We start from the raw sequence: 22,201 nt of genomic DNA, 5'->3' as shown, positions 1-22,201 counted from the left end.
TTATAATTATATAAAATATAAATATAGCGATTCATCTTAAACAGTTTTTTCAAGATACGAAAGTAGTGAAGGGGACGAAATCGATTCTGGAGAAGCGAAGCGTTCGCCTCAAAGTTTTCTGAAAGAAAGCTGCTTCGAAAGCATACGCTATCAACGGATTTTTCCCTTGGGAAAGGGAAATCAAGAAAATCCGTGGATAACAGCGATCATAAGAACGATTCGTAACCGAAACGACCACTTCGAACAGTTGCATTGAAATGTTTTAATTAACGCTGGCGAGCACTGAATCCAGTCGCTCCACGATCTCTACCAGTTCGTCTTCGGTTGTAGTAAGGGAAGGCCGGACCTTAACAACGTTGCCAAATCCATATCTTGAACTTCTCAAGATTAGATGCTCATCTGTAAAAGCACGGTCAACAATGGCATTGGTTTTGAGCGTATCCGGTTCATTACCGTCACCTACAATCTCGAGCCCCCACATTAACCCGACACCACGAGCTTCACCGATACTTGGGTATTTCATAGCCAATTCATGCAGCAATTCACCCAAAATTTCACCTTTGCGTTTCACCGCATCCAGGAAGCCGGGTTCGGATACCACTTCCAATGTGGATTTGGCAGCGGTTACGGAGATCAGATTGCTTCCTGAGGTGAAGGAGTGTTCGTGCTTTTCGAGCACGTTCAGCCGGGATTGCATTAACACCGCAGCAACAGGTACGCCGATCCCGCCAAGACCTTTCGCAAGGGTAATCATGTCAGGCTGGATATCAAACAGTTCGCTGGCAAACATGGTTCCGGTACGACCGATTCCTGTCTGCACTTCGTCGGCAATAAGAATAATATTGTACTCATCACACAGTTTACGCAGACGTTTGAAATATCCGGCAGGAGGAATGATATTGCCGCCATTCCCGAGAATGGGCTCGATGATCATGCAGGCGACTGAGCCGGAACTTGCATATTCTATCGCATCAGATATAGCTTCAACGCATTGATAGGCGCAGTCTCCATTTGAGGATTTGAATGGGCAACGAAAACAGTATGGGGCAGGTACATGGACCGCGTTAGCCACAGCCGAATTGGGGAAGCGTTTCCGCCGGAAGGCATTCCCTGAAATCCCGGTGGCAAATTGGGTCTGCCCATGATGGGATAGATACAGGCTGATGATGTCTGTCGATTCGGTATACTTCTGTGCAATTTTGGTTGCACATTCGTTGGCAGTTGAACCAGTGATATCCCGCATCCATCCGGCATTAATGTCGTTTGGAGCATATTCGATTAAGTGATCAAGTACTTCATTTACGTACGGTTCAGTGAAGGAGGAAGACATATGCGTCAGATTGCCGACTTGTTCCTGAATTTTGCTGACTACATGTGGGTGATTATAGCCCAGTGACAGATTGAATGTTCCCGACACGCCGTCCAGGTATTCAACACCTGAATCGTCAATCAACTTAATCCCTTTTCCGGCTATGAAGCGGTTGTTGGTTAAAGTTTGCATACGATTTCCTCCAATTGTAATGGTGTACTAGCTCGAACGAAGCTCAAAAAATCCCGGATGATGCGGGCATCACCTCCCTTAAGAAACGATGTTTACATTTCCTTGCTATGTTGTGCGAGAGCAGCACGTACTGCATTATTTTTTACAGTCCATAGATGAGAGACCATCAAAGTAACAAGCAAGATCAGACAGAATCCGGCCAAAATCCAGATCGTATTCACGACAGGACCTGTGCTCATACTCCATCCAGTCACATACTGCAAGATGGCACCTCCAATCCCCCCCGATGCGATCAGGATACTGGTTGTCCGCTCGGTCATGCCGGGAATCAGAACATTTGCATAGACAAGTGCGATACAGAACAGCCCTGACATGAACAGACCGGTTCCGAAGATGAGCACATACGTTGCCCACTGTCCAGTTACAAATACCATAGCGACCGTAAACAAAAGCGTGCCAACCGTACTCCAGATCAGGAAAGGCATATAGTTGACGGCTTCCGCTATTTTTCCGGAGAAAAGACGACCGATGATCATCGCAATCCACAGGATGGAGACACTCAGCGATGCAACAGATTCCTGAAGGTGCAGTCGTTCTACGAGAATGGAGGGCAGGAAGTTCATCAATCCCAGTTCCAATCCCATGTAGATGAAAAAGAAGATGACGAAGATTGTCAGCAGACCCAGATGTTTTCTCGAATATTGGGCTTTACCTGCTGCATGTGCCACTGTATTCTCGCCAGCCTGTTCCAGATACAGTGCGGCTGGCCGGGGCATTGTGATCCACAGCAGCATGAGAATCAGTGACAACACGGCGACCGTATAAAAAGTAAGATGCCACAGCTCCATCCAGATGAATAAAGCAGCAACAGCCGGGATGAGAAGTGCTCCAAGAGCAAAGAAGACATCCAGCTTGGACATGGCGACCGCCTTCTGATTCTCAGTGAATTCGATCGTGAAAGCACCTACAGAGGGTTCGATGATACCTGAACCGAAACCTACGATAATCGTTAGAAGAAGAACTACAGACCAGGATGGCAGAAAACCGAGTAATATATAGGCGGCTACAATACAGATCAGTGCAAGGGTCAGCATCGCTTTTCTTCCGATACGGGCTGTCAGGGCAGGAGCTGCGATTACACCGACAAGAAATCCAAGAAACTGCAGAAATAACAAAAATCCGCCATCACTGTAACCGCGCTCATAATGTGACAATAAAACAGGGAGAAGTGCACCGAGCACAACGCTGGTTATGCCGATTAACAGATAAAAACCGCAGCTTAGAGCGAATATTCTTTTCAAAAGCTCGCCTCCTAGTTGGATAAAAATTTTATATTATGTAATTAATGTTTATTTCATATATAACTTATACCATAAATGCACAAATGTACATGCTTTTTGTTGTAAAATAATGTTAAATTTTGATGAAGAGAAATATTTCTCGTGCTAAGTTTCATGTAAAACGATTTCGTGTCGAAAGGATAAATATGATCCAATTCATATGACCGTTTAACAGGGTTTGGCATCTGTATTGATCGAGAATAGTAAAACGTGCATATATAAAAAAAGTTCCCTGTCTGAGTAGACGGGAAACGTTCTGATTAACCGTTTTATATGATGATACCTGACTTCCACGTATCGCTATTAAGCAGTCTGTACAAAGAAAATTCCATCGAATGGTGCGTAAGCAGACGCGGGACCCTTTCGCAAAAATAAATAACCATTTGCATCGGGAAGACCCAATATATCCCGATAAGGCTCAGGAAAATCTCCGGAATATATTTGACACACCAGTTGATGTTCCTCTAGCAAATGGTCAATTCCTTTCACACCGTTTGGTAAAGTGGGAGAGAAAAATGAAAATGCAGGGAACGCCTCATCGTCTAACTCCGTTTCAATCAAACGTACGCCGCTTAACGGAATGGGTGGAACGGGACATACGGAAGTAAGTGGATGCGAAGATACCGAGACATAAGTGCTTCCGGCAAGAATATTCTCGTTCCATTCCAGCTCATCTCCCGTATAGATTACCTGATCCAGAAAATATTCGGAGGCGGAGTAGGTCGAGAAGACCGAGATATATTTATCTTGTGGTAAAGATGGGATATGGACCTGCTGTGAAAGTGTATTACAATTGATGGAGAACAGATGCAATAAAGGCTGACCATCAGGGTTGAGTGGCCAGTCGGAAACGTATGCAGTTTCTCCACCAATCCACATGCCAGAGTCTTGGTTGGGATCATCGGGGTCAACTGTAAATCGAGTAACTTTGTACATGAGAAACTCCTTCCAGAGTGTATTTGGGCTTTCCTATGTAACGGTGTATGTGTTTTTATATAACCATTCATTGCTTCGTTTCAGTATAAATGAGATGATGTGGAATGAAAATCAGTACAAGGTACTAACTCATTGCACGATGCGAATGAACGTACCAGCACTCTAAGAACCAGTGGCAATACTATAGATGAGAAGTGGTGACATATGCTAATTAACAAATACATAAGTGAAACGGGATTCTGCTCCCGCAGAGAAACGAACCGTTTAATTGCAGCTGGGCGCATAACGATCAATGGCAGGGTATGTGAAAAAGGGGCGGAAATTGAAACTCGCGATGTGGTACTCATTGATGGGAAGGAGATCCCTCGTAATGACAGCGAACCTGTCTATATTGCTTTGAACAAACCCATCGGTATTGTCTGCACAGCAGCAGAACATGTGAAGGGGAACATCATTCAATATATGAATTATCCTTCTCGCATATTTGCGATAGGCAGGCTGGATAAGGCATCTGAGGGGTTGATTTTGCTTACGAATGACGGAGGTATTGTGAACAAGATGATGCGTTCGGAGCATAATCATGATAAAGAATATGTAGTGACTGTAGACAAACCCATAACTGACGAATTCGTAAAGTCCATGTCGGATGGCGTTGAAATTCTGGACGTGGTGACCAAGCCCTGCGAAGTGTATAAGCAAAGTGACAATGTATTTCGTATTATTCTGACACAAGGTCTCAACCTGCAAATCCGGAGAATGTGCAAAGCCTTGGGGTACCGAGTCCTCAAGCTGGAGCGTGTGCGAATTATGAATATTACGCTGGATCAACTGGAGCGGGGGCAATGGCGTCATCTGGAGCAAGAGGAACTGGAGATTCTGCTGTCTCAATTAAATGAGATAAAATGAATGACTTCTGCTGCATGTCAACGGTGGTCAACCATGATGTCCAGTCATATCAGTAAAAAATGAAGCAAACACTAACCCCTATGTGGATTAGTGTTTTTGTTGTTAAGCTTGTGTCCTTTTCGTTCTGAAATGTAAGAGCCAAATAGGGTTAAGAACGCACCGAGTACAATCACCCAGGTTATCTGCTCTTGAAGAATCAGTGCAGATGACACAACAGTAATGACAGGCACCAGATAGATATATACGCTCGTTTGGATAGCTCCGAGAAGATTCACAGCCCGGTTCCAGGTCACGAAACACAGCGCGGAGGCACCCAGACCGAGGTATAGAAAATTGGAAAGATTGGTCACGCTCGTGAAGCGCCCGAGTTCCCAATGGAATTCAAACAGGAAAAGAGCTGGCAGCATAAAGATCAAGCCATAGAAGAATACTTTGCGAGTCGCGCTAATGGTGTGATAACGAAGCTCACCAATTTTCCGCATTAACACAGAGTAGATCGCCCATACCGCAGGTGCTATGAAAGCAAGCAGATCACCTATCGGATTCAGTTGCAGAATGAAACTGCCGTTCAGTGCGATGAGTAGGATGCCGCTCAAGGCAATCCCGAATCCGATAATGAAGCGGCGAGTTAACTTCTCACCATCTAAGAAGAAGTGTGCGAGTACGGCAGTGAAGAAAGGGGCAATGGAGACAATAACACCCACATTGGAAGCAGTGGTGTACACCAGAGCAATGTTTTCAATGAGAAAATATAACGTCACCCCGCATAAACCTGCTCCGATAAATAACCATTCTTCTCTGAATGAGGCGATCCGCAGTGAACGTGGATAGATCAATAACAGTACCAAATACCCGATCATGAAACGGAAAAATAGAATCTCCACTGGAGTAAAGTCAATCAGTAGAACCTTCGTCGAGACAAAGGTAGTTCCCCAGATCAGTATAGTAAACAAAGCGAGTAAATGTCCGGTAGATGCTTTAGTGTTTTGATGACCAAGATGACGTGTCATACGATGTTAGTGGTGATTCGTTTCAACTCCGAATCATGATTGAAGATACGTCTATATTGCTTGGGTGTCAGGCCGATCAGTTTTTTGAAAAAATTCGTGAAGTGGCTCTGGTCACTGAATCCTGTCTGTGCAGCTACTTCAATTGGAAGCAGACCTTGTTCCAACAGCCGTTTGGCTTGATTAATGCGAATCGTTTCCAGGTAGCGGTAAGGTGATATCCCTTTCTGGCGAGTGAATAAACGCAGCAGGTGGTATTTACTGATCTCCGTCAAGTCGGCTAACTCGTTCAGCGAGATGCTTTCCATGTAATGAGCTTCTATGTAATCACATATGCGTCTGATCTCCAAGGTAACATCCTGTGTGGAAACAGGTGGTTCAGCATCCGAATAATCTCGCAGCAATTGATCCAGTAGTAAGAGTAACAATTCTTCTTTGCAGAAATCCGATTGCTCTTCCAGAATCATCTGATGCAGCTCGTGCAGGGAACCTACAAGTTCACTTTGGTAGAGAACGGGGGTTGTAAACCGTGGCAAGTAAGCTTGTCCAGTAATCTCTCTCACATACTCTCGCATAACCTCAGGCTGGACATTGATACAGCGATAATCGAGGGTTCTTCCATCCACCTGTTCGCAGGCATGAGGATCATGTGGATTAAAAACAATCATGTCTCCGCTATTCAGAATGTATTCTTCGTTGTTGCAGACGAGGTGTCGCTTGCCTTGTTCAATGAATCCAATGACGTAATAGTCATGAAAATGATTGGGAAACTTCTGCATAATGCCTTCAAATTGATAAGCTTCTAGCTGTAAGTCGGTATCAAATACTACAGTCCGGACTTCCCGTGTCATGATGCACCTTCTTTCTGGTAAGTTAAGATCATTATAGGTTGCAAAGAAGGAATTTTCTTGAACGATATTGCTATTGCTCGAAGTGTTTGAACAGACAGATATCTCTAAAAACAAAATACCCGCAATCCCGGAAGGAAAGCGAGCCCTTTGCTAAAAGTTGATTCATGAGTTCAAGCCTATATATATGGGAGAAAAAATGTCTTGAACAATTAGTAATTGTTCTTAGTGTAACGTAGCGAGTGCTTCAGGTGTAAAAGCCTGTATCTCGGATACACGTCCTTCGCGTATTTTGGCAGCCCATGCCGGATCACCAAGGAGTGCACGTCCCACAGCTACCAGATCAAATTCCTGTTGCTCATATCGCTTCATGAGTTCGCCCATACCTGGATGTGTTGCTTTATCTGCTCCTGCTTCAGACTCATCTGGCATACCCACAGAACCAACGGTAATTGTGGTTTGGCCACTCAGTTTTCTTACCCAACCTGCAAATCCAAGATTAGATCCTTCGAACTCGGGCTCCCAGAAGCGTCGTGTCGAGCAGTGGAAGATATCTACACCTGCGTCAACCAACAAGCTGAGGAATTGTCCCAGTTGTTCGGGTGTGTCGAACAGTCTGGCTTGATAATCATTCATCTTCCATTGGGAGATCCGCATCGCAATAGGGAAATCAGGACCTACCGCAGCCCGAACTGCCATTACAAGTTCAACCGCGAATTGAGTTCGTTTCTGAAGGTCACCACCATAGCGGTCCGTTCTCCTATTCGTTGTTTTCCAGAAAAACTGATCGATTAGAAAACCATGTGCACCGTGAAGTTCAATTCCGTCAAAACCAATACTTTGCGCATTGGCTGCTGCATCTGCATAAGCTTGAATCACAGTTGCGATCTCCGCCTCCGTCATTGGCTCACCTACTTGAGTACCTTCCATATCAACTCCCGATGGACTCAGTGAGGCAGCTTCCGGGTGTGGGTTAGATCCTGAAGGACGAACGATTCCCATGTGTAAAATCTGCGGAAAAATCTTGCCGCCCGCTTCATGGACATGTTCGACCACTTCAGCCCAGCCTTGAAGAGCTGCTTCTCCATACATATGAGGGATTCTAGGCTCACTTGATGCAGATGGATGCTCAATGGTCGCACCTTCGGTAATAATGAGTCCAACACCATGCTCGGCACGCCGACGATAATATGCAGCTACATCGGGGCCCGGGATACCATCCGGGGAGAAGGCACGAGCCATGGGGGACATGACGATGCGCGAGGACAGGGTTAACTTTGAAACGGTGTATGGTTGAAACAGAAACTCCGTAGAAATAACGTTATGTTGTTGATCACTCAAACTAAGCACCTCCATTATGTTGCACCTTCAAGCGGGTACGAGTGCAATCTTAACAAGGTCTATAGGCATGCTCAACCAACAATCGGAGCATTTTGTTGCTTAAGCGAAAGACACTGATTATTGTATGGTGTCTGTGCACTTACTTTCACTTGTTGAACAAATAACACTTATCTATAATGAAGGAGTCTAGCCAAATATTTTGTGTACAAAGGAGGATTGGGGCATGTCTGGTGTATTGTCTCCAAACTCGAATGATCCGCGTGTAATCCGCACGCGTCAATTAATTCTTGATGCGTTTTTAAACCAATTGAATCTTAAAAATTTCAACAGCATTACGATTCAAAACATTACGGAACAAGCCACAATTAACAGGGCTACATTCTACGCCCATTTTCAGGATAAATATGCATTGCTTGAAGCCTTGTTATCGGATGCTTTTATGGAATATGTAACGAAAAGGGTGGAACCGGATGCCCGGTTATCAGCCGAAACCATACAGCAGCTTATATTTTCATTATGTGATTATCACGTCTCAAGTAATGGTTGCATCAAAAAATATGAGATAGTTGCGCCAATTATTGAAGAAAACATCAAGACACAGCTGGAGCAATTCCTTCTTGAATTAATGAGCAAAGTAGCGGGAGATGTAGATCCCAAAACACTGAAAATTACGGCAACCATGCTAAGCTGGTCGATCTATGGGATGACATATCGATGGAATATTGAAGGCGGGCAGGAATCCCCGGCTGAATTAGCCAACAGAGTGGTACCCTATATGATGGGCGGATTGGAATTGTTGAATTAACTTCATTTAACGAAAGTGCATGACTATTCGAATGGACATGGGAGGAATAACAAGATGTTTGAACATTTGGTTGTTTTTAAATTTAACGATAAAACCACGTTAGCCAAACAGCAGGAATTGGTGGATCAATTACTCGCGTTACAGGAACAAATCCCGGGGATTGTCGGGCTGACCGCAGGAATTAATGCAACGGAAGAAACGGACCGTATTCAAGGTTACACGATTGGATTGAGAGTGACGTTTGAAGATCAGGGGGCATTACGCGCCTATGGTCCACATCCTGCTCATCAGGCATTTGTAGCTTCCCTCGATGGTTGGGTGAAAGATGTAATTGTGGTTGATTATGCCATTTAAAGGCGCGAAATCAGAGGTTTAACGAATATAGGAGTTGAAGATTCCCATGTGTTTAATTTTATTTGCTTACAACATGCATCCAAAGTATCCGCTTATATTGGGATCAAATAGGGATGAATTCTATCACAGACCTACGGCTCAAGCACACTATTGGGAAGACCATCCTCATATATTGGCTGGCCGGGATTTGTCGAAAATGGGAACCTGGATGGGCGTAACCAAAGGTGGGCGTCTGGCTGCTGTTACGAATTATCGTGATCCAAATGAAGATATACATGCCAAGGGCTCAAGAGGAGATCTGGTTGCTGATTTTTTAAAGGGAACGTCCACACCTGAGCAATATATACAACACGCGGAGAGAAGTCGCAATGATTATCCTGGCTACAATTTGTTAGTGGGTGATCCTGACGACCTCTATTATTATTCTAATGAGGGTAATGTTGTGATGAAGTTGAAACCTGGAATATACGGGATTAGTAATCACTTGATTAATACAGATTGGCCCAAGGTGAAACGTGGGAAAGAAGGACTGGAGAAAATCATCCAAGGGAAGGACGAAGCAACCCTGACAGAACAAATATTAGGTTTGCTGCAAGTGGCAGACCCTTCAGTGGATGAGCTTTTACCCCATACAGGTGTTCCATTGGAATGGGAACGTTTGCTTTCTCCCATCTTTGTTAGAAGTGAGAAATTCGACTATGGGACCAGAGCTTCATCCGTTGTTCTGATGAACAGAGAAGAAGTGTTTTTTACGGAGAGGGTTCACCAGAACGGAGAGGTAATGGAGCAACGTTTTAACATCAAACCTCTTAACACGACAAGCTGAGAATATGAAAGAAATGATGTTCTGACATTATGCATTAACATGAATTTACATGAATCACTGAAGTTATATCCAAAGTTCATGTTTCATTGCTTCTGAGTGTAAAGAATTATTTAAATTTTCCACGTCAACTAATATAACACAATATAAACGGTCTGAGAGTACCTTTTGTATAACACGCCCAATTTTAGTTGGGCTCTTTGTCTCTTATCACAATTCTATGTTATGAATCATGGAACTTCCCTGAATAGTTTATATAATGTGAATCAACATAACATGATTTTGCAACGGTTCTGTTGATTCTAATTTCAGGGGGGCAACGTGGGATGAAAGAAACCAAAAAGATGAGAGTTTTTTCACTGGGAATTCAGCACGTACTCGCGATGTATGCGGGAGCAATTCTGGTGCCTTTGCTTGTGGGCAGAGCACTAAATCTGACTGCAGAGCAGTTGGCGTATCTGGTATCCATTGATCTGTTAACGTGTGGGATTGCAACATGGCTTCAGGCTCGAAAAGGGAAGTATTTGGGTATTGGTTTGCCAGCGGTGCTCGGAAGTTCTTTTGTAGCAGTGACACCCATGATTGCGATAGGATCGCAATACGGAATTCCTGCCATATATGGGTCGATCATCGCAACGGGGTTGTTTATCGTCATCTTTGCCGTATTTTTTAGCAAAATCGTCAAATTGTTTCCGCCAGTTGTGATCGGTACAGTGGTAACCATTATCGGTCTTGCGCTAATCCCAACCGGCATTAAAAACATGGCGGGTGGAGCAAACAGCGAGAATTTCGGAAGTTTGGACAATTTGGCGCTTTCATTTGGTGTATTACTGTTCATTCTAATCCTGAATCGATATGCTCGTGGTTTTGTTAAATCCCTGGCTGTTCTCCTTGGTATTATTGTGGGAACCCTCATCGCAGCTATCATGGGAAAAGTGAATTTTGCCTCTGTACAGGAAGCCTCCTGGTTCCATTTGCCTCAACCCTTTTACTTTGGATGGCCTACCTTCGAAATAGGCCCAATCATAACAATGATTATTGTAGGTACGGTGGTTATCATCGAATCAACAGGTGTATTTATGGCTTTGAGCAAAATCTGTGATCAACCGATCAACGAAAAAGATCTGGCACGGGGATATCGCGCAGAAGGTCTCGCGTTTGTTCTAGGTGGCATATTCAATGCCTTTCCATACAATACATTTGCTCAGAATGTCGGTTTGGTTCAGCTCTCCAAGGTGAAAACGACCAATGTGGTGGTTGCAGCCGGAGGTATTCTAATCTTTCTGGGACTCATTCCGAAGGTAGCTGCTTTTGCAACCATTATTCCAAGTGCTGTCCTCGGAGGAGCGACTGTTGTCCTGTTTGGAATGGTCGTCTCATCCGGGATCAAAATGCTGCAAAACGTCGACTTTGGCAAACAATCCAATCTATTGATCGTGGCTTGCTCCGTTTCACTTGGGCTCGGCGTTACTGCTGTACCCGACCTGTTTGCCCAGCTTCCTCAAAGTATTCGGATTATTGTTAGCGATGGTATTATCACGGGAAGCCTGTCAGCGATCCTGCTTAATGTCTTCTTTAACCTTGCTTTGAAAAAAGAGAGCTTGCCAGTACAGCCTGTACAGGCTCAAGAAGCACACACGTAATCTTTGTAATAACTGATGTGTCATCTGGTAGTAAGAGGAATAGATCCAAGAGGGTTTTCTGGGAAGTGGAGTGAAAGACACTGATTCCACTTGGCAAAGAAATCTCTTGGATTTTTTTGTGCTTACGATTCATGAGGAATGCAAAAGGCATGCAAATATGCTAAAGTTTCATCAAGAACATTTTAGATGTTCGTTTAAGTCAACAACATCTTACATTGAATTTCCATGCGACTACATAAATGAGCATTGGTTCACAAGGCTACAATATAACCAAGGGATATCCCTGGGGTACAGAAAAGGAGTTGTGATCACCATGCAACAAGAAACATTGAACAAAGGGTGGAACTTGGAGAATAGTTATGCGAAGTTACCGCAACCCTTTTTTACAAGTCAGGGCGCAGTGCCTGTTGAATCACCAAAGCTGATCATTTTCAATCGACTGCTTGCATCCAGCCTAGGACTGGATGTGGAGTCTCTTGACAGTGATGAAGGAGCGCAAATTTTTGCAGGTAATTCGATTCCGGAAGGAGCCGAGCCTTTGGCTCAGGCCTATGCAGGACATCAATTTGGCAATTTTAACATGCTTGGAGATGGACGTGCTTTGCTGCTGGGTGAACAGATTACGCCACAGGGCGAGCGAGTGGATATCCAGCTCAAAGGATCAGGAAGAACACCCTACTCCCGTGGGGGAGATGGACGTGCTGCTGTAGGGCCCATGTTGCGTGAGTATATTATTAGTGAAGCGATGTATGCACTGGGTATTCCAACGACACGCAGTCTGGCGGTGGTATCAACAGGAGAAAACATTATCCGTGAAACAGAGCGGCCGGGTGCCATTTTAACCCGGGTGGCTTCCAGTCATATCCGGGTAGCAACCTTCCAGTATGCAGCCAGATGGGGATCTATCGACGATCTTCGGGCGTTGGCTGATTATACGTTGCATCGACATTTTCCTGATGTTGCCCAAGCTGAGAATCGCTATCTTTTGCTCCTTCAGGAAGTAATTAAACGGCAGGCGGCACTCATTGCCCAATGGCAGCGTGTTGGTTTCATTCATGGCGTGATGAACACGGATAACATGGCGATCAGTGGTGAGACCATCGATTATGGTCCGTGCGCCTTTATGGATGCTTACAATCCTTCAACCGTATTTAGCTCCATTGACAGGCAAGGTCGCTATGCTTATGGTAATCAACCGTATATTGCGGGGTGGAATTTGGCTCGTTTTGCCGAGACGCTTCTGCCGTTGCTGCATGAAGATGAAGAACAGGCCGTGCAACTCGCTCAGGATGCTATCGCACAATTTTCTGAATTGTACCATCATCATTGGCTCAAGGGAATGCGTGCCAAACTGGGCTTGTCCGATGAAGAGGCCGAAGATGAAGCGTTGATCAAGGAGCTTCTTGAACTCATGGAAAAGCATAGTGCAGATTACACCAATACGTTCCTGGCATTGACCTTTGATAGGTTGGAAGGGACAGCTTTGTTTGGCACGGCAGAATTTGCTGAATGGAATGAGCGGTGGCAAGCAAGATTGGACAGACAGCAAGGGGCGAAGGAAGTCTCTCGGGAGTTGATGAGAACGAACAATCCAGCCGTCATTCCCCGCAATCATCGGGTTGAGGAAGCCCTTGAGCAAGCGGAGAACCACGGAGATCTTAGCGTGATGCAGAAGCTTTTGGCAGTTCTTTCAGATCCGTTTGCGCACTCACCTGAGCAGGCTGAATATGCCGAACTACCTGCACAATGCAATACTTCGTATCAGACTTTTTGTGGGACCTGATTGAACAGTATGGAATGAAGAGGCTGCCTTGGGCAGCTTTTTCATTTTTTCATTCTGTCATCGACGTTACTTTATAGAGGCAGGTGCATTCATGTCCAACATGTTAAGCAAACAACAATTGGCAGACATCCTTTTACAGCTTTTAGAGCGTACATCTTTCCCTAGGGAACAGATGCAGAACTATGTTAACCGCTTGTTTGAGAGCTTTAAGTGGGATGGGGTGCCTTATGTAGAGGCTGAAGAAGATGCGTATATCGTTCGAATATACGAACGTGGTCTCGTTTCATTGGAGAAACGGGTGAAACAGCCGGATGAAGTCATCTATTGGGTGCTGGAGGATATTATTTTCACCGCGACGCATGTAGGATTGTTGGAACGAAATGGCGTGGATAATAAAGAGACGCATTTGAACTATACAAATGAAGTGATGAAGGACCTGAACAGGGGTGTTCAGGAAGCCTTCCAGCAGATCGGTGATCCGTATTCACATTGGCATCAGGCGGGTAAACGTCAGGAGTTGGAGAGCATGCATAAAGAAAAGTGAGGTGTGTTACATGAGCGAGCAAGATATTAATGATGTATGGTATGACTTTGCTGTGTTATTTGTCGAAAAAAAGAATGAATTTGAACAGGGCTGGGCTTCGTTGACTTCGAACGAGCAGGACATTGCTGCTTTATGGCTGTTAGAGGCGGATGTCTTTAATGGCGGTTTTATACAGTTTTTCTGCAACTGGGGGGAAGAGGTATACCGTTACGCGTTGCGGGCATTACATATCATTGATGCGACTCAAGTCGTGGAGATTATAACGTCAGCATATGGCTGCATTGAGCACTTGAAAGAGGATGAAAGGCTTACTGAACTATGGGATATACCTAAATTCCTGACAAAGGAACAAGAGCAGCAGTTAGATGCGTTAGATCTGCAGTTTTGGAACAATGAGGATCAGGTCGCGGAGAAAGCGTATGGTTATTATCACGGAAAATTGAACATGATGATTATATAATCTGGTTTCAACTGTGCATCCGTGGTTCAGTTCAAAGATTGTATACTTGGTCTTGCAATGACTGAAACGTTCGGCTATACTTGCTATAAATTGAATACATGAATCACGTTGATAGAGCGCAGTAGCGGCTTTGTCCCTGTTACAGAAAGTCAGGGGTTGATGGAACCTGATACATACAAGGGCTGCGAATTACACTCTGGAGTACTTGGGTAATGCCAAGCGGATGGGCAAACGATATATTGCCAAAAGTGGTATGGATAACGTGTTAAGCTCACGTGTTGTCCATGCAATTTGGGTGGTACCACGGTTATGATAATCGTCCCTGTGTCTAATGAAGACAAGGAGGCGATTTTTTTGTGTCCAAAAAAGCCGTTCCAGCGTGTAATTTCGTATTTTAACGTAGATCATGACTGAATCTTGAGGATAGAAAAGGGGTTATACACATGAATATTATTGATGAACTACAGTGGCGTGACGCCATTAACCAGCAGACAGATGCAGAGGGACTGCGTGAGTTGACCGAAACCAAATCAATCTCATTGTACTGCGGCGTTGACCCTACGGGGGACAGCATGCATATCGGACATCTCATTCCATTCATGATGCTGAAACGTTTTCAACTGGCAGGACACCGTCCAGTCATTCTGATTGGTGGAGCTACAGGAACGATTGGTGATCCAAGTGGTCGGCAGGCTGAGCGTTCTTTGCAAACGATGGAGCAAGTGCAGGAGAATGTGGATGCACTGACAGCGCAGATGAAGAAGTTGTTCGTAACAGACGGTGATAATCAGGTTCGCATGGTGAACAACTACGATTGGACACACAAAATCAATGTGATTGAATTCTTGCGTGACTACGGCAAAAACTTTAACCTTAACACAATGTTGGCTAAGGATGTGGTTGCGAGCAGATTGGAAGGCGGAATCTCGTTCACCGAGTTTTCCTACCAGATCCTTCAATCACTCGACTACCTGCACCTGTTCCAGAACGAAGATGTACAGCTTCAAATCGGTGGTTCGGATCAATGGGGTAACATCACAAGTGGTCTTGATCTGATTCGTAAAAAAGAAGGATCTGAAGCGAAGGCGTACGGTCTGACCATTCCACTCATGCTCAAATCCGACGGTACCAAATTTGGTAAAACAGCTGGCGGCGCAATCTGGCTTGACCCGAACAAAACAACACCATTTGAGTTCTACCAGTTCTGGGCGAATACAGATGACCGTGATGTCATTAAATACTTGAAATACTTTACTTTCCTCAGCAAAGAACAAATCGAAGCTTTGGCTGAAAAGGTAGAGACAGAGCCGCACAGACGTGAAGCACAGAAAGCACTCGCGGAAGAAATGACAAAATTCGTTCACGGCGAAGAAATGCTCGAACAGGCTAAGCGTATTACAGCGGCGCTGTTCAGTGGTGATATCCGTTCCCTGACAGCAGATGAAATCGAGCAGGGTTTCAAGGAAATGCCAACATTTGAAACGGACGGGGAAGCGAAAAATATCGTCGACTGGCTCGTAGATCTGGGGTTGGAGCCATCCAAACGCCAGGCGCGTGAGGATGTCACTAAAGGCGCTATCTCCATGAACGGTGAGAAAATCACGGAGCTTGAATTCACAGTGTCGGCAGAGCATGCCATTGGCGGTAAATTCATCATTATCCGTAAAGGTAAGAAGAACTACAGCCTGGTTAAACTTCAATCGTAGTTTCCAAGAATTAGAACGTAACACAGAGACGTATAGAGACTACAATAGACGCACAAATAGAGCTACAAATACAGAAACAAAAAGACCGCCTTCCATCTCTGTCAGGCGACAGAGGTGAGGCGGCCTTTCGTATATCAGGCCAGTGAGTGACCTATCTTATTGATTAACGATCGCTGTGATTTCTTCATCCAGATCAAGTCGTACATTCTCACGGTACGCCCGGATGTTGTATTCACTGTGCAGGTAACGAAGAATCGCTTCAATCATATTGGACTCCACCAGATATTGACTACGGCCTTGAATCCAAACTTCAGCGGAATAACCTGTATCTTCTTCCCAGCTCAGTTCTACATTTACATCGGTTGGACGTACACCCTTACGTTCTGCCATATGAATACAGATTGCATTCACAATTTCATCCATGCTCAGAACCATAGAGATTAGTACCGTCCGTTTCTGTTACGGTCATCATCACGATCATTGCGACGGTCATAACGACCATCCGCTGCAGGTTTGCGACGATTGGAGATGGCTCTGAAGAGTGCCATAGCCAGCATAACAATCAACATAATTGCTGCAACGTTCACGAGCAATCCAAGGATGTTACCCAGAGCGCCCATGCCACCGAACAATCCGCCAAACATCATACCAGCAAGACCACCAAGCATCATGCCTTTCATGAATCCGCCGCCACCGCCGAAGAATCCGCCACGGTTCGTTGTAGCTGCTCCATTGCTGGAATTGTTATTCGTATTCGATTTGCTTACATTGCTGTCGGATTTCTTAGGTGTATTGCTATAACTTTTCGTACCGGATTTGAATCCGCCACCGCGTCTTGCATCTGCAGAATCCGGATTCGCTACTCCCACTGTTGCGAACAATAATGTAAAGGCCATAAATACCATCATTAGATGTTTAACTCCGAATTTTTTCTTCATTGTAAAGATCGTAACCCCCCGATTAATTTGTTTGAATCGCCCAAAAATGGGCCTTACTCATGTAATACGGTCAACTTGCAGGAACGTTTCAAATTTTATTAAATTTCTGAAACGCTTGGACTTGGGTCTTGAATTGCAGCTTGGCCATCAAGTAATTGGGTAACCCAATGACACCATTCCAGGCCTGTTTGTGCGTGCATTAACCCTTTTTGTACCAGGATGTAGCTTCCAAAATCTCGGTTGCCTACACGAAGATTATCCTGAGGTATACGTGACTTCAGATCCTCGAAATAACGTATGCGTTCCATAAACCAGCTTTTACGCTCGTTAAGAATGCGTCTCATGCTTCCGTCTTCCGCTATGCCAACACACAAAATACGCAAATTAAATTCATCGCGTGTAACAGGTGCGGTAACAGGAGTAATCATCCATTCCAAGAGCTTTTCAATGCCTTTTTCCGTAACTGCGTACATTTTCTTGTCCGGTTTGTCAGACTGTTGTACCCAGCGGGAGGCCAATAACTCATCGTTTTCCATCTTGGACAGGAGTGGGTAGATCTGGCTGTGTTTCGCCTGCCAATGAGGCTGGATTTTCAGCATCAGATCGTAGCCCGATGACTCCTCGCGGGTAAGCAGCCCGAGCAATCCGTAGGAAAGTATGTTCATGCACATGTCTCCTTAATATTAGGGCTAGGTCAGAGAGAACAATCGTTTTTACTTTCTTTGACCGCTTTCATAAAAAGTGTACACTGAAACTGTATGGTTTGACAACCTGACAGAACAACTGCCTTAATTTAGACAAAAAAAGTGCGAACCATAAGGTCCGCACTCCAAACCATTTAGAGAGATGCCTGTTGTCCATACCCCTCAGCGACAAGATCAAGTTCACCTGTAGCAGAATCGATAACCATGCCGTGGACGGGTACATTGGGAGGAAGTAATGGATGCTTTTTGATCACTTCCACAGTATGTTTTACCCCTTCTTCAACGCTGTCAAACCCACGCAACCATTTTTGTAAACGGATGCCCGAATTCTCCAGAGTAGTCATGACTTCTTCCGATACGCCACGCTCAACCATATGTCCAATCATGGTCTCAGCGTGAAGGGAAGCCATACCACATTCCGTATGTCCCACTACCAGGACTTCATCTGCACCCAATTCATAGATGGCGACAAGTACACTACGCATTACACTCCCGAAAGGCTGAGAGATAATTGCGCCTGCGTTTTTGATGATTTTCACATCGCCGTTTTTCAAGTTCATAGCCTTGGGCAGCAATTCCACCAGACGTGTATCCATACAAGTGATGATAACCATCTTTTTGGTTGGAAACTTGCCAGCCGTATACTTTTCGTATTCTTTGGTCTCGACAAATGATTTGTTGTAAGTCAAAATCTCTTGAATGTTGTTCATGTCCATTGCCTCCTGTTATCCAATACGACGAGCACGGCCACTTGCATATGATGCAGCTTGTCCTACGCGCCTTTGCTTTAATAGTATTTCACGGTCAGCAGATGGCATTACTCCAACCCTTTAGAGGTTGTTCAAAAAGTCCACTTTTGATTACGAATCATGCCTGAGGGCATCATCAGCATCGAAGTTGAACGCCATTTCTATCTTCTCGGTAATGAAAATCAGACTTTTTGAACACGTATCTTAAGGAGAATAATGCAATTTTCATCTGTTAAAAGTTGATTATACGCAATGCAAAAAGTATCATCAATAGGGTATAACATTTTTTTTGAAGAGGTGAACGATAACAATGGATAAACAAACACAGGAACATTTGGAATCCTTCCGTAATCTGGCTCGTAAAATTAAGAGCTATCATGAAGCCATTGGTTTGCTTCACTGGGATCTGCGCACAGGTGCGCCGAAAAAAGGCGTTCCGACTCGTTCGGAGACGCTGGGTATGTTGTCCACCGAAGCATTCAAGTTGCAAACCTCGGCTGACATGAAGACTTACCTGGATGCATTAACGACTCCGGCGGTATTGGAACAGCTCGAAGATATAGATCGTCGTCTGGTTGAAGATTGCAAGAAAGAATATGATCGCAGTCAATCCGTACCACCGGAAAAAGTACAAGCATATACCGTGCTCACGGCCAAGTCCGAAACCGCATGGGAAGATGCGAAACATAACAGTGATTTTGCAGGGTTCTCCCCATATCTGACAGATATCGTTAAGCTCAAACAGGAGTTTATTGATTATTGGGGTGTGAAGGATACACGTTATGATACGTTGCTTGACATGTATGAACCGGATCTGACGGTTGAGAAAGTGGATGCTGTGTTCGCCCGCCTCAAAGCACGTTTGGTGCCTCTGCAAGAGAAGATTAATGCTTCAGAAAACAAGCCAAATACAGAGTTCCTGAATCAGTTGTTTGACACCGAACAGCAGGAAAAATTCAGTCTGTTCATCTTGGAACAAATGGGCTATGACTTTGAAGCTGGACGATTGGACGAGAGTGTTCATCCTTTTGCAACGGGCCTTAACCCGGGTGATGTGCGGATCACAACACATTATCTGCAAGATGATGTAGCAAGCGCAGTCTTCAGTTCCCTGCATGAGGGCGGGCATGCCCTGTACGAGCAAAATATTGATGACAGTCTGGCGGGTACCCTCCTTGCCGAAGGTACGTCCATGGGGATTCATGAGTCCCAGTCCCGTCTTTGGGAAAACATGATTGGGCGCAGCCTGCCATTCTGGACACGTTATTACAAAGATTTGCAGCAGCATTTCCCACAACTGAGCGATGTTGCACTGGAAGATTTCTATCGTGCAATCAACCGGGTGGAGAGTTCACTCATTCGGATTGAAGCGGATGAACTGACCTATAACCTGCATATTATTATCCGATATGAGATTGAGAAAATGTTATTCAACGATGGTCTGGAAGTGAAAGACCTGCCGGAGACCTGGAATGCAAAATACAAGGAATACCTCGGTATTATGCCAACGAATGATGGAGACGGCGTTCTTCAGGATGTTCACTGGTCTGGTGGTGACTTTGGTTACTTTGCTTCGTATTCTCTGGGTAATATGTATGCAGCTCAAATTCTACATACATTGCGCAAGGAAATGCCGGAGTTTGATACCTTCATTGCCGAAGGTAATCTGATTCCAATTAAGGAATGGCTTACAGACAAGATCTACCGTTATGGGAAAAGTCGCACACCTTCCGAATTGATTGTCGCCGTAACGGGTGAAGAATTGAACCCGGATTATCTGGCCGATTATCTGGAAGCCAAATACGCCGAGATTTACAAGCTGTAGGTATCCCATATATACCATATTGAATAACATTTCGAAGAGCTGAAGAGTCGGGCATCATTGCCCGGCTCTTTTTTGCATTTAAGTTCTTAACCTTTTGTTGGGCATCGGCATATCCATAATAGAGAGAAACTGCTGAAACCAGTGAAGGAGGGAAACAACATGAAATACACGCCATGGTTCGTCCGGGGCATCGTTATTCTGCTGATTATCATTGTGGCACTCACCAGCTGTAATAAGGAAGAGAATGAAGCCAAGATTACGATTGGCGAAGTGACTCGTTCGGTATTTTACGCACCGGAGTATGTCGCTGTGGCTCAAGGTTTTTTTGAAGAGCAGGGACTTGAGGTGGATATTCAAACGACTGCTGGTGGTGACAAAACGATGGCGGCATTACTCGCAGGTTCGGTGGATATCGCACTGGTAGGGGCGGAGACGTCCATATATGTCTATCAGCAGGGAGCGGAAGATCCGGTCATTAACTTTGCCCAGCTCACCCAGATGGATGGTACATTTCTGTTCGCTCGTAACACAGAAGATAGCTTCGATTGGGAGCAACTGAGGGATTCCACATTTCTCGGTCAACGCAAAGGCGGCATGCCGCAAATGGCAGGGGAGTTCGCACTGAACAAACATGGCATTGATCCGCAAAGTGATCTGGAGCTGATTCAAAATGTGGACTTTGCCAACATTGCGTCTGCTTTTGCCTCAGGCACGGGTGATTATGTTCAACTGTTTGAACCCCAGGCATCGATCTTTGAACAAGAAGGTCGGGGCAAGGTTGTTGCATCTTTTGGCACAGAAGGTGGTCTTCTGCCTTATACCGTCTTCATGACGAAACAGAGTTATCTTAACGACAATAAGGATATCGTACAGAAGTTTACGAATGGTCTACACAAAGCGCAGGCATGGGTGGATTCCCATACGGCTGAAGAGATCGCTGAAGTCATTTCTCCTTTTTTCAAAGACATCGATCCAGCCATTTTGGTAAGCAGTGTGAACCGTTATAGGGAACAGGGCAGCTATGCAACGGATCCAATCATTGATGAGGAAGAGTGGAACAATCTGCTTGATGTCATGAGTGCCGCCGGAGAGTTGAAAGAACGCGTGGATTTGAATGCCATTGTGGATAATGCCTATGCGGAAGAAGCTACGAAATCAAAGTAATGGGGTATTCAGGAAAGGAAGTGAGCAGAATGCCTGAATCCGAAAGTGTGATCCGACTGGAGGGGATCTCTCAAGTATACGTCAGCGAGCGGGAAGCTTCCTTGGTGATTGAGGACTTGAGTCTGGAGATCCAAAAAGGAGAGTTCGTCAGTCTGGTTGGACCGAGTGGATGCGGTAAAACGACATTGTTGTCGATCATTGCCGGTCTGCTCACACCCACCCGAGGAGAGGTTAAGGTTAAAGGCAAACTTGTTGGCGGCCCCTCAGCACAGATTGGTTATATGCTTCAACAGGACTATCTGTTTCCATGGCGGACCATTCTGGATAATGCTTTGATCGGTCTTGAACTAACAGGCAGACTGGATGAACGGAGCCGTGAGCGTGTACGGGAACTGCTGGTAAGTATGGGGTTGGCCGGAACGGAGAATCAGTACCCTTCAGAGCTTTCAGGAGGCATGAGACAGCGAGTAGCCCTGGTGCGCACGCTGGCAACCGACCCAGGGATTTTATTGTTGGATGAACCATTCTCAGCACTTGATTATCAAACCAAGCTGCAATTGGAGGATCTGGTCTCGGACACGTTAAAACAGTTTGGCAAAACATCCGTTCTCGTCACCCATGATTTGTCTGAAGCCATTGCGGTCAGTGACCGCGTCATTGTGCTTGATCGCAATCCCGGCCGCATCCGTCGTGAGTTTATCATCCCCGATGGAATTCGGAAGGCTCAACCGTTTCATGCCAGGGAACAAGAAGGATTCAATGCGTTGTTTCAGGCGTTATGGAGTGAACTGGATCAGCCCGGGGGAGGTGAGGAAGACGCGTGA

At 45.1% G+C, this 22,201-nt stretch carries 22 protein-coding genes and 1 other annotated feature; of the genes, 12 read left to right on the top strand and 10 right to left on the bottom strand.

Annotation, left to right across the window (positions count from 1 at the left end; all coding sequences use genetic code 11):
- Positions 1-262: 262 nt before the first annotated feature.
- From MKZ13_RS18465 to MKZ13_RS18455, 3 genes are all read right to left on the bottom strand, one after another.
- Entirely contained in the window at positions 263-1,501 is a 1,239-nt protein-coding gene (locus MKZ13_RS18465) for an aspartate aminotransferase family protein (protein WP_339177219.1), read from the bottom strand.
- Between the two features lie 92 nt (positions 1,502-1,593).
- Entirely contained in the window at positions 1,594-2,802 is a 1,209-nt protein-coding gene (locus tag MKZ13_RS18460; RefSeq protein ID WP_076210059.1) for an MFS transporter, read from the bottom strand.
- Between the two features lie 342 nt (positions 2,803-3,144).
- Positions 3,145-3,777, bottom strand: coding sequence for a DUF1963 domain-containing protein (locus MKZ13_RS18455; protein ID WP_339177217.1), 633 nt, complete (start codon positions 3,775-3,777; stop codon positions 3,145-3,147).
- 204 nt (positions 3,778-3,981) lie between these two features.
- Here MKZ13_RS18455 and MKZ13_RS18450 point away from each other — a divergent pair, with 204 nt between their 5' ends.
- A complete protein-coding gene (locus MKZ13_RS18450; RefSeq protein WP_339177215.1) occupies positions 3,982-4,683 on the top strand; it encodes a pseudouridine synthase in 702 nt (233 codons plus the stop codon).
- A gap of 71 nt (positions 4,684-4,754) precedes the next feature.
- Here MKZ13_RS18450 and MKZ13_RS18445 read toward each other — a convergent pair whose 3' ends face one another.
- The 3 genes from MKZ13_RS18445 to MKZ13_RS18435 all read right to left on the bottom strand — a co-directional run bounded on the left by MKZ13_RS18445 (position 4,755) and on the right by MKZ13_RS18435 (position 7,879).
- Entirely contained in the window at positions 4,755-5,693 is a 939-nt protein-coding gene (locus MKZ13_RS18445; protein WP_339177213.1) for a DMT family transporter, read from the bottom strand.
- Positions 5,690-6,541 carry an AraC family transcriptional regulator gene (locus MKZ13_RS18440; protein ID WP_339177212.1) on the bottom strand — a complete coding sequence of 284 codons (852 nt, stop codon included), beginning with the start codon at positions 6,539-6,541 and terminating at the stop codon, positions 5,690-5,692. The genes MKZ13_RS18445 and MKZ13_RS18440 overlap by 4 nt, the downstream gene beginning before the upstream one ends.
- 222 nt (positions 6,542-6,763) lie before the next feature.
- The gene (locus MKZ13_RS18435; protein ID WP_237174832.1) at positions 6,764-7,879 is read right to left on the bottom strand and encodes an NADH:flavin oxidoreductase; all 1,116 of its coding nucleotides are present in this window, start codon (positions 7,877-7,879) and stop codon (positions 6,764-6,766) included.
- A gap of 223 nt (positions 7,880-8,102) precedes the next feature.
- On the opposite strand from MKZ13_RS18435, the gene MKZ13_RS18430 reads away from it, so the two are divergent.
- The 8 genes from MKZ13_RS18430 (at position 8,103) to tyrS (ending at position 15,997) form a co-directional block, all read left to right on the top strand.
- Positions 8,103-8,684, top strand: coding sequence for a TetR/AcrR family transcriptional regulator (locus tag MKZ13_RS18430; protein WP_339177210.1), 582 nt, complete (start codon positions 8,103-8,105; stop codon positions 8,682-8,684).
- 54 nt (positions 8,685-8,738) lie between these two features.
- Positions 8,739-9,038 (top strand): Dabb family protein, encoded by a 300-nt coding sequence (locus MKZ13_RS18425; protein ID WP_339177208.1) that lies wholly within the window; start codon positions 8,739-8,741, stop codon positions 9,036-9,038.
- A gap of 46 nt (positions 9,039-9,084) precedes the next feature.
- Complete coding sequence (locus tag MKZ13_RS18420) at positions 9,085-9,864, top strand: NRDE family protein (protein ID WP_339177206.1); 780 nt, start codon at positions 9,085-9,087, stop codon at positions 9,862-9,864.
- A 323-nt stretch (positions 9,865-10,187) separates the two neighbouring features.
- Positions 10,188-11,504 (top strand): nucleobase:cation symporter-2 family protein, encoded by a 1,317-nt coding sequence (locus tag MKZ13_RS18415; protein ID WP_339177204.1) that lies wholly within the window; start codon positions 10,188-10,190, stop codon positions 11,502-11,504.
- Positions 11,505-11,817: 313 nt separating this feature from the next.
- Positions 11,818-13,287, top strand: coding sequence for a YdiU family protein (locus MKZ13_RS18410; RefSeq protein WP_221821713.1), 1,470 nt, complete (start codon positions 11,818-11,820; stop codon positions 13,285-13,287).
- A 91-nt stretch (positions 13,288-13,378) separates the two neighbouring features.
- Positions 13,379-13,831, top strand: coding sequence for an Imm63 family immunity protein (locus MKZ13_RS18405; protein WP_221821712.1), 453 nt, complete (start codon positions 13,379-13,381; stop codon positions 13,829-13,831).
- A 10-nt stretch (positions 13,832-13,841) separates the two neighbouring features.
- Positions 13,842-14,291, top strand: a complete 450-nt coding sequence (locus MKZ13_RS18400) for a DUF4375 domain-containing protein (RefSeq protein ID WP_221821711.1) — start codon at positions 13,842-13,844, stop codon at positions 14,289-14,291.
- A gap of 99 nt (positions 14,292-14,390) precedes the next feature.
- Positions 14,391-14,618 (top strand) — a binding site (T-box leader).
- 116 nt (positions 14,619-14,734) lie between these two features.
- Positions 14,735-15,997 (top strand): tyrosine--tRNA ligase, encoded by a 1,263-nt coding sequence (gene tyrS, locus MKZ13_RS18395; protein ID WP_036672932.1) that lies wholly within the window; start codon positions 14,735-14,737, stop codon positions 15,995-15,997.
- A 156-nt stretch (positions 15,998-16,153) separates the two neighbouring features.
- On the opposite strand, the gene MKZ13_RS18390 is transcribed toward tyrS, so the two are convergent.
- From MKZ13_RS18390 to MKZ13_RS18375, 4 genes are all read right to left on the bottom strand, one after another.
- Positions 16,154-16,432: a YxcD family protein gene (locus MKZ13_RS18390; RefSeq protein ID WP_017687903.1), complete on the bottom strand. Its 279-nt coding sequence runs from the start codon at positions 16,430-16,432 to the stop codon at positions 16,154-16,156.
- A gap of 5 nt (positions 16,433-16,437) precedes the next feature.
- A complete protein-coding gene (locus MKZ13_RS18385) occupies positions 16,438-16,935 on the bottom strand; it encodes a hypothetical protein (protein ID WP_339177198.1) in 498 nt (165 codons plus the stop codon).
- Positions 16,936-17,033: 98 nt separating this feature from the next.
- Complete coding sequence (locus MKZ13_RS18380; protein WP_036613540.1) at positions 17,034-17,600, bottom strand: PadR family transcriptional regulator; 567 nt, start codon at positions 17,598-17,600, stop codon at positions 17,034-17,036.
- 173 nt (positions 17,601-17,773) lie between these two features.
- The gene (locus MKZ13_RS18375; RefSeq protein WP_036613541.1) at positions 17,774-18,349 is read right to left on the bottom strand and encodes a carbonic anhydrase; all 576 of its coding nucleotides are present in this window, start codon (positions 18,347-18,349) and stop codon (positions 17,774-17,776) included.
- Between the two features lie 349 nt (positions 18,350-18,698).
- On the opposite strand from MKZ13_RS18375, the gene MKZ13_RS18370 reads away from it, so the two are divergent.
- The 3 genes from MKZ13_RS18370 to MKZ13_RS18360 all read left to right on the top strand — a co-directional run bounded on the left by MKZ13_RS18370 (position 18,699) and on the right by MKZ13_RS18360 (position 22,201).
- Complete coding sequence (locus MKZ13_RS18370) at positions 18,699-20,213, top strand: carboxypeptidase M32 (protein ID WP_339177194.1); 1,515 nt, start codon at positions 18,699-18,701, stop codon at positions 20,211-20,213.
- 159 nt (positions 20,214-20,372) lie between these two features.
- A complete protein-coding gene (locus MKZ13_RS18365; protein ID WP_339177192.1) occupies positions 20,373-21,377 on the top strand; it encodes an ABC transporter substrate-binding protein in 1,005 nt (334 codons plus the stop codon).
- A gap of 29 nt (positions 21,378-21,406) precedes the next feature.
- Complete coding sequence (locus MKZ13_RS18360) at positions 21,407-22,201, top strand: ABC transporter ATP-binding protein (RefSeq protein ID WP_076210074.1); 795 nt, start codon at positions 21,407-21,409, stop codon at positions 22,199-22,201.

The organism is Paenibacillus sp. FSL R5-0701 (assembly GCF_037973995.1).
GTDB lineage: Bacteria > Bacillota > Bacilli > Paenibacillales > Paenibacillaceae > Paenibacillus.
Note: the sequence above shows the minus strand (reverse complement) of the source record. Positions and strands in the feature narration are given on the sequence as shown.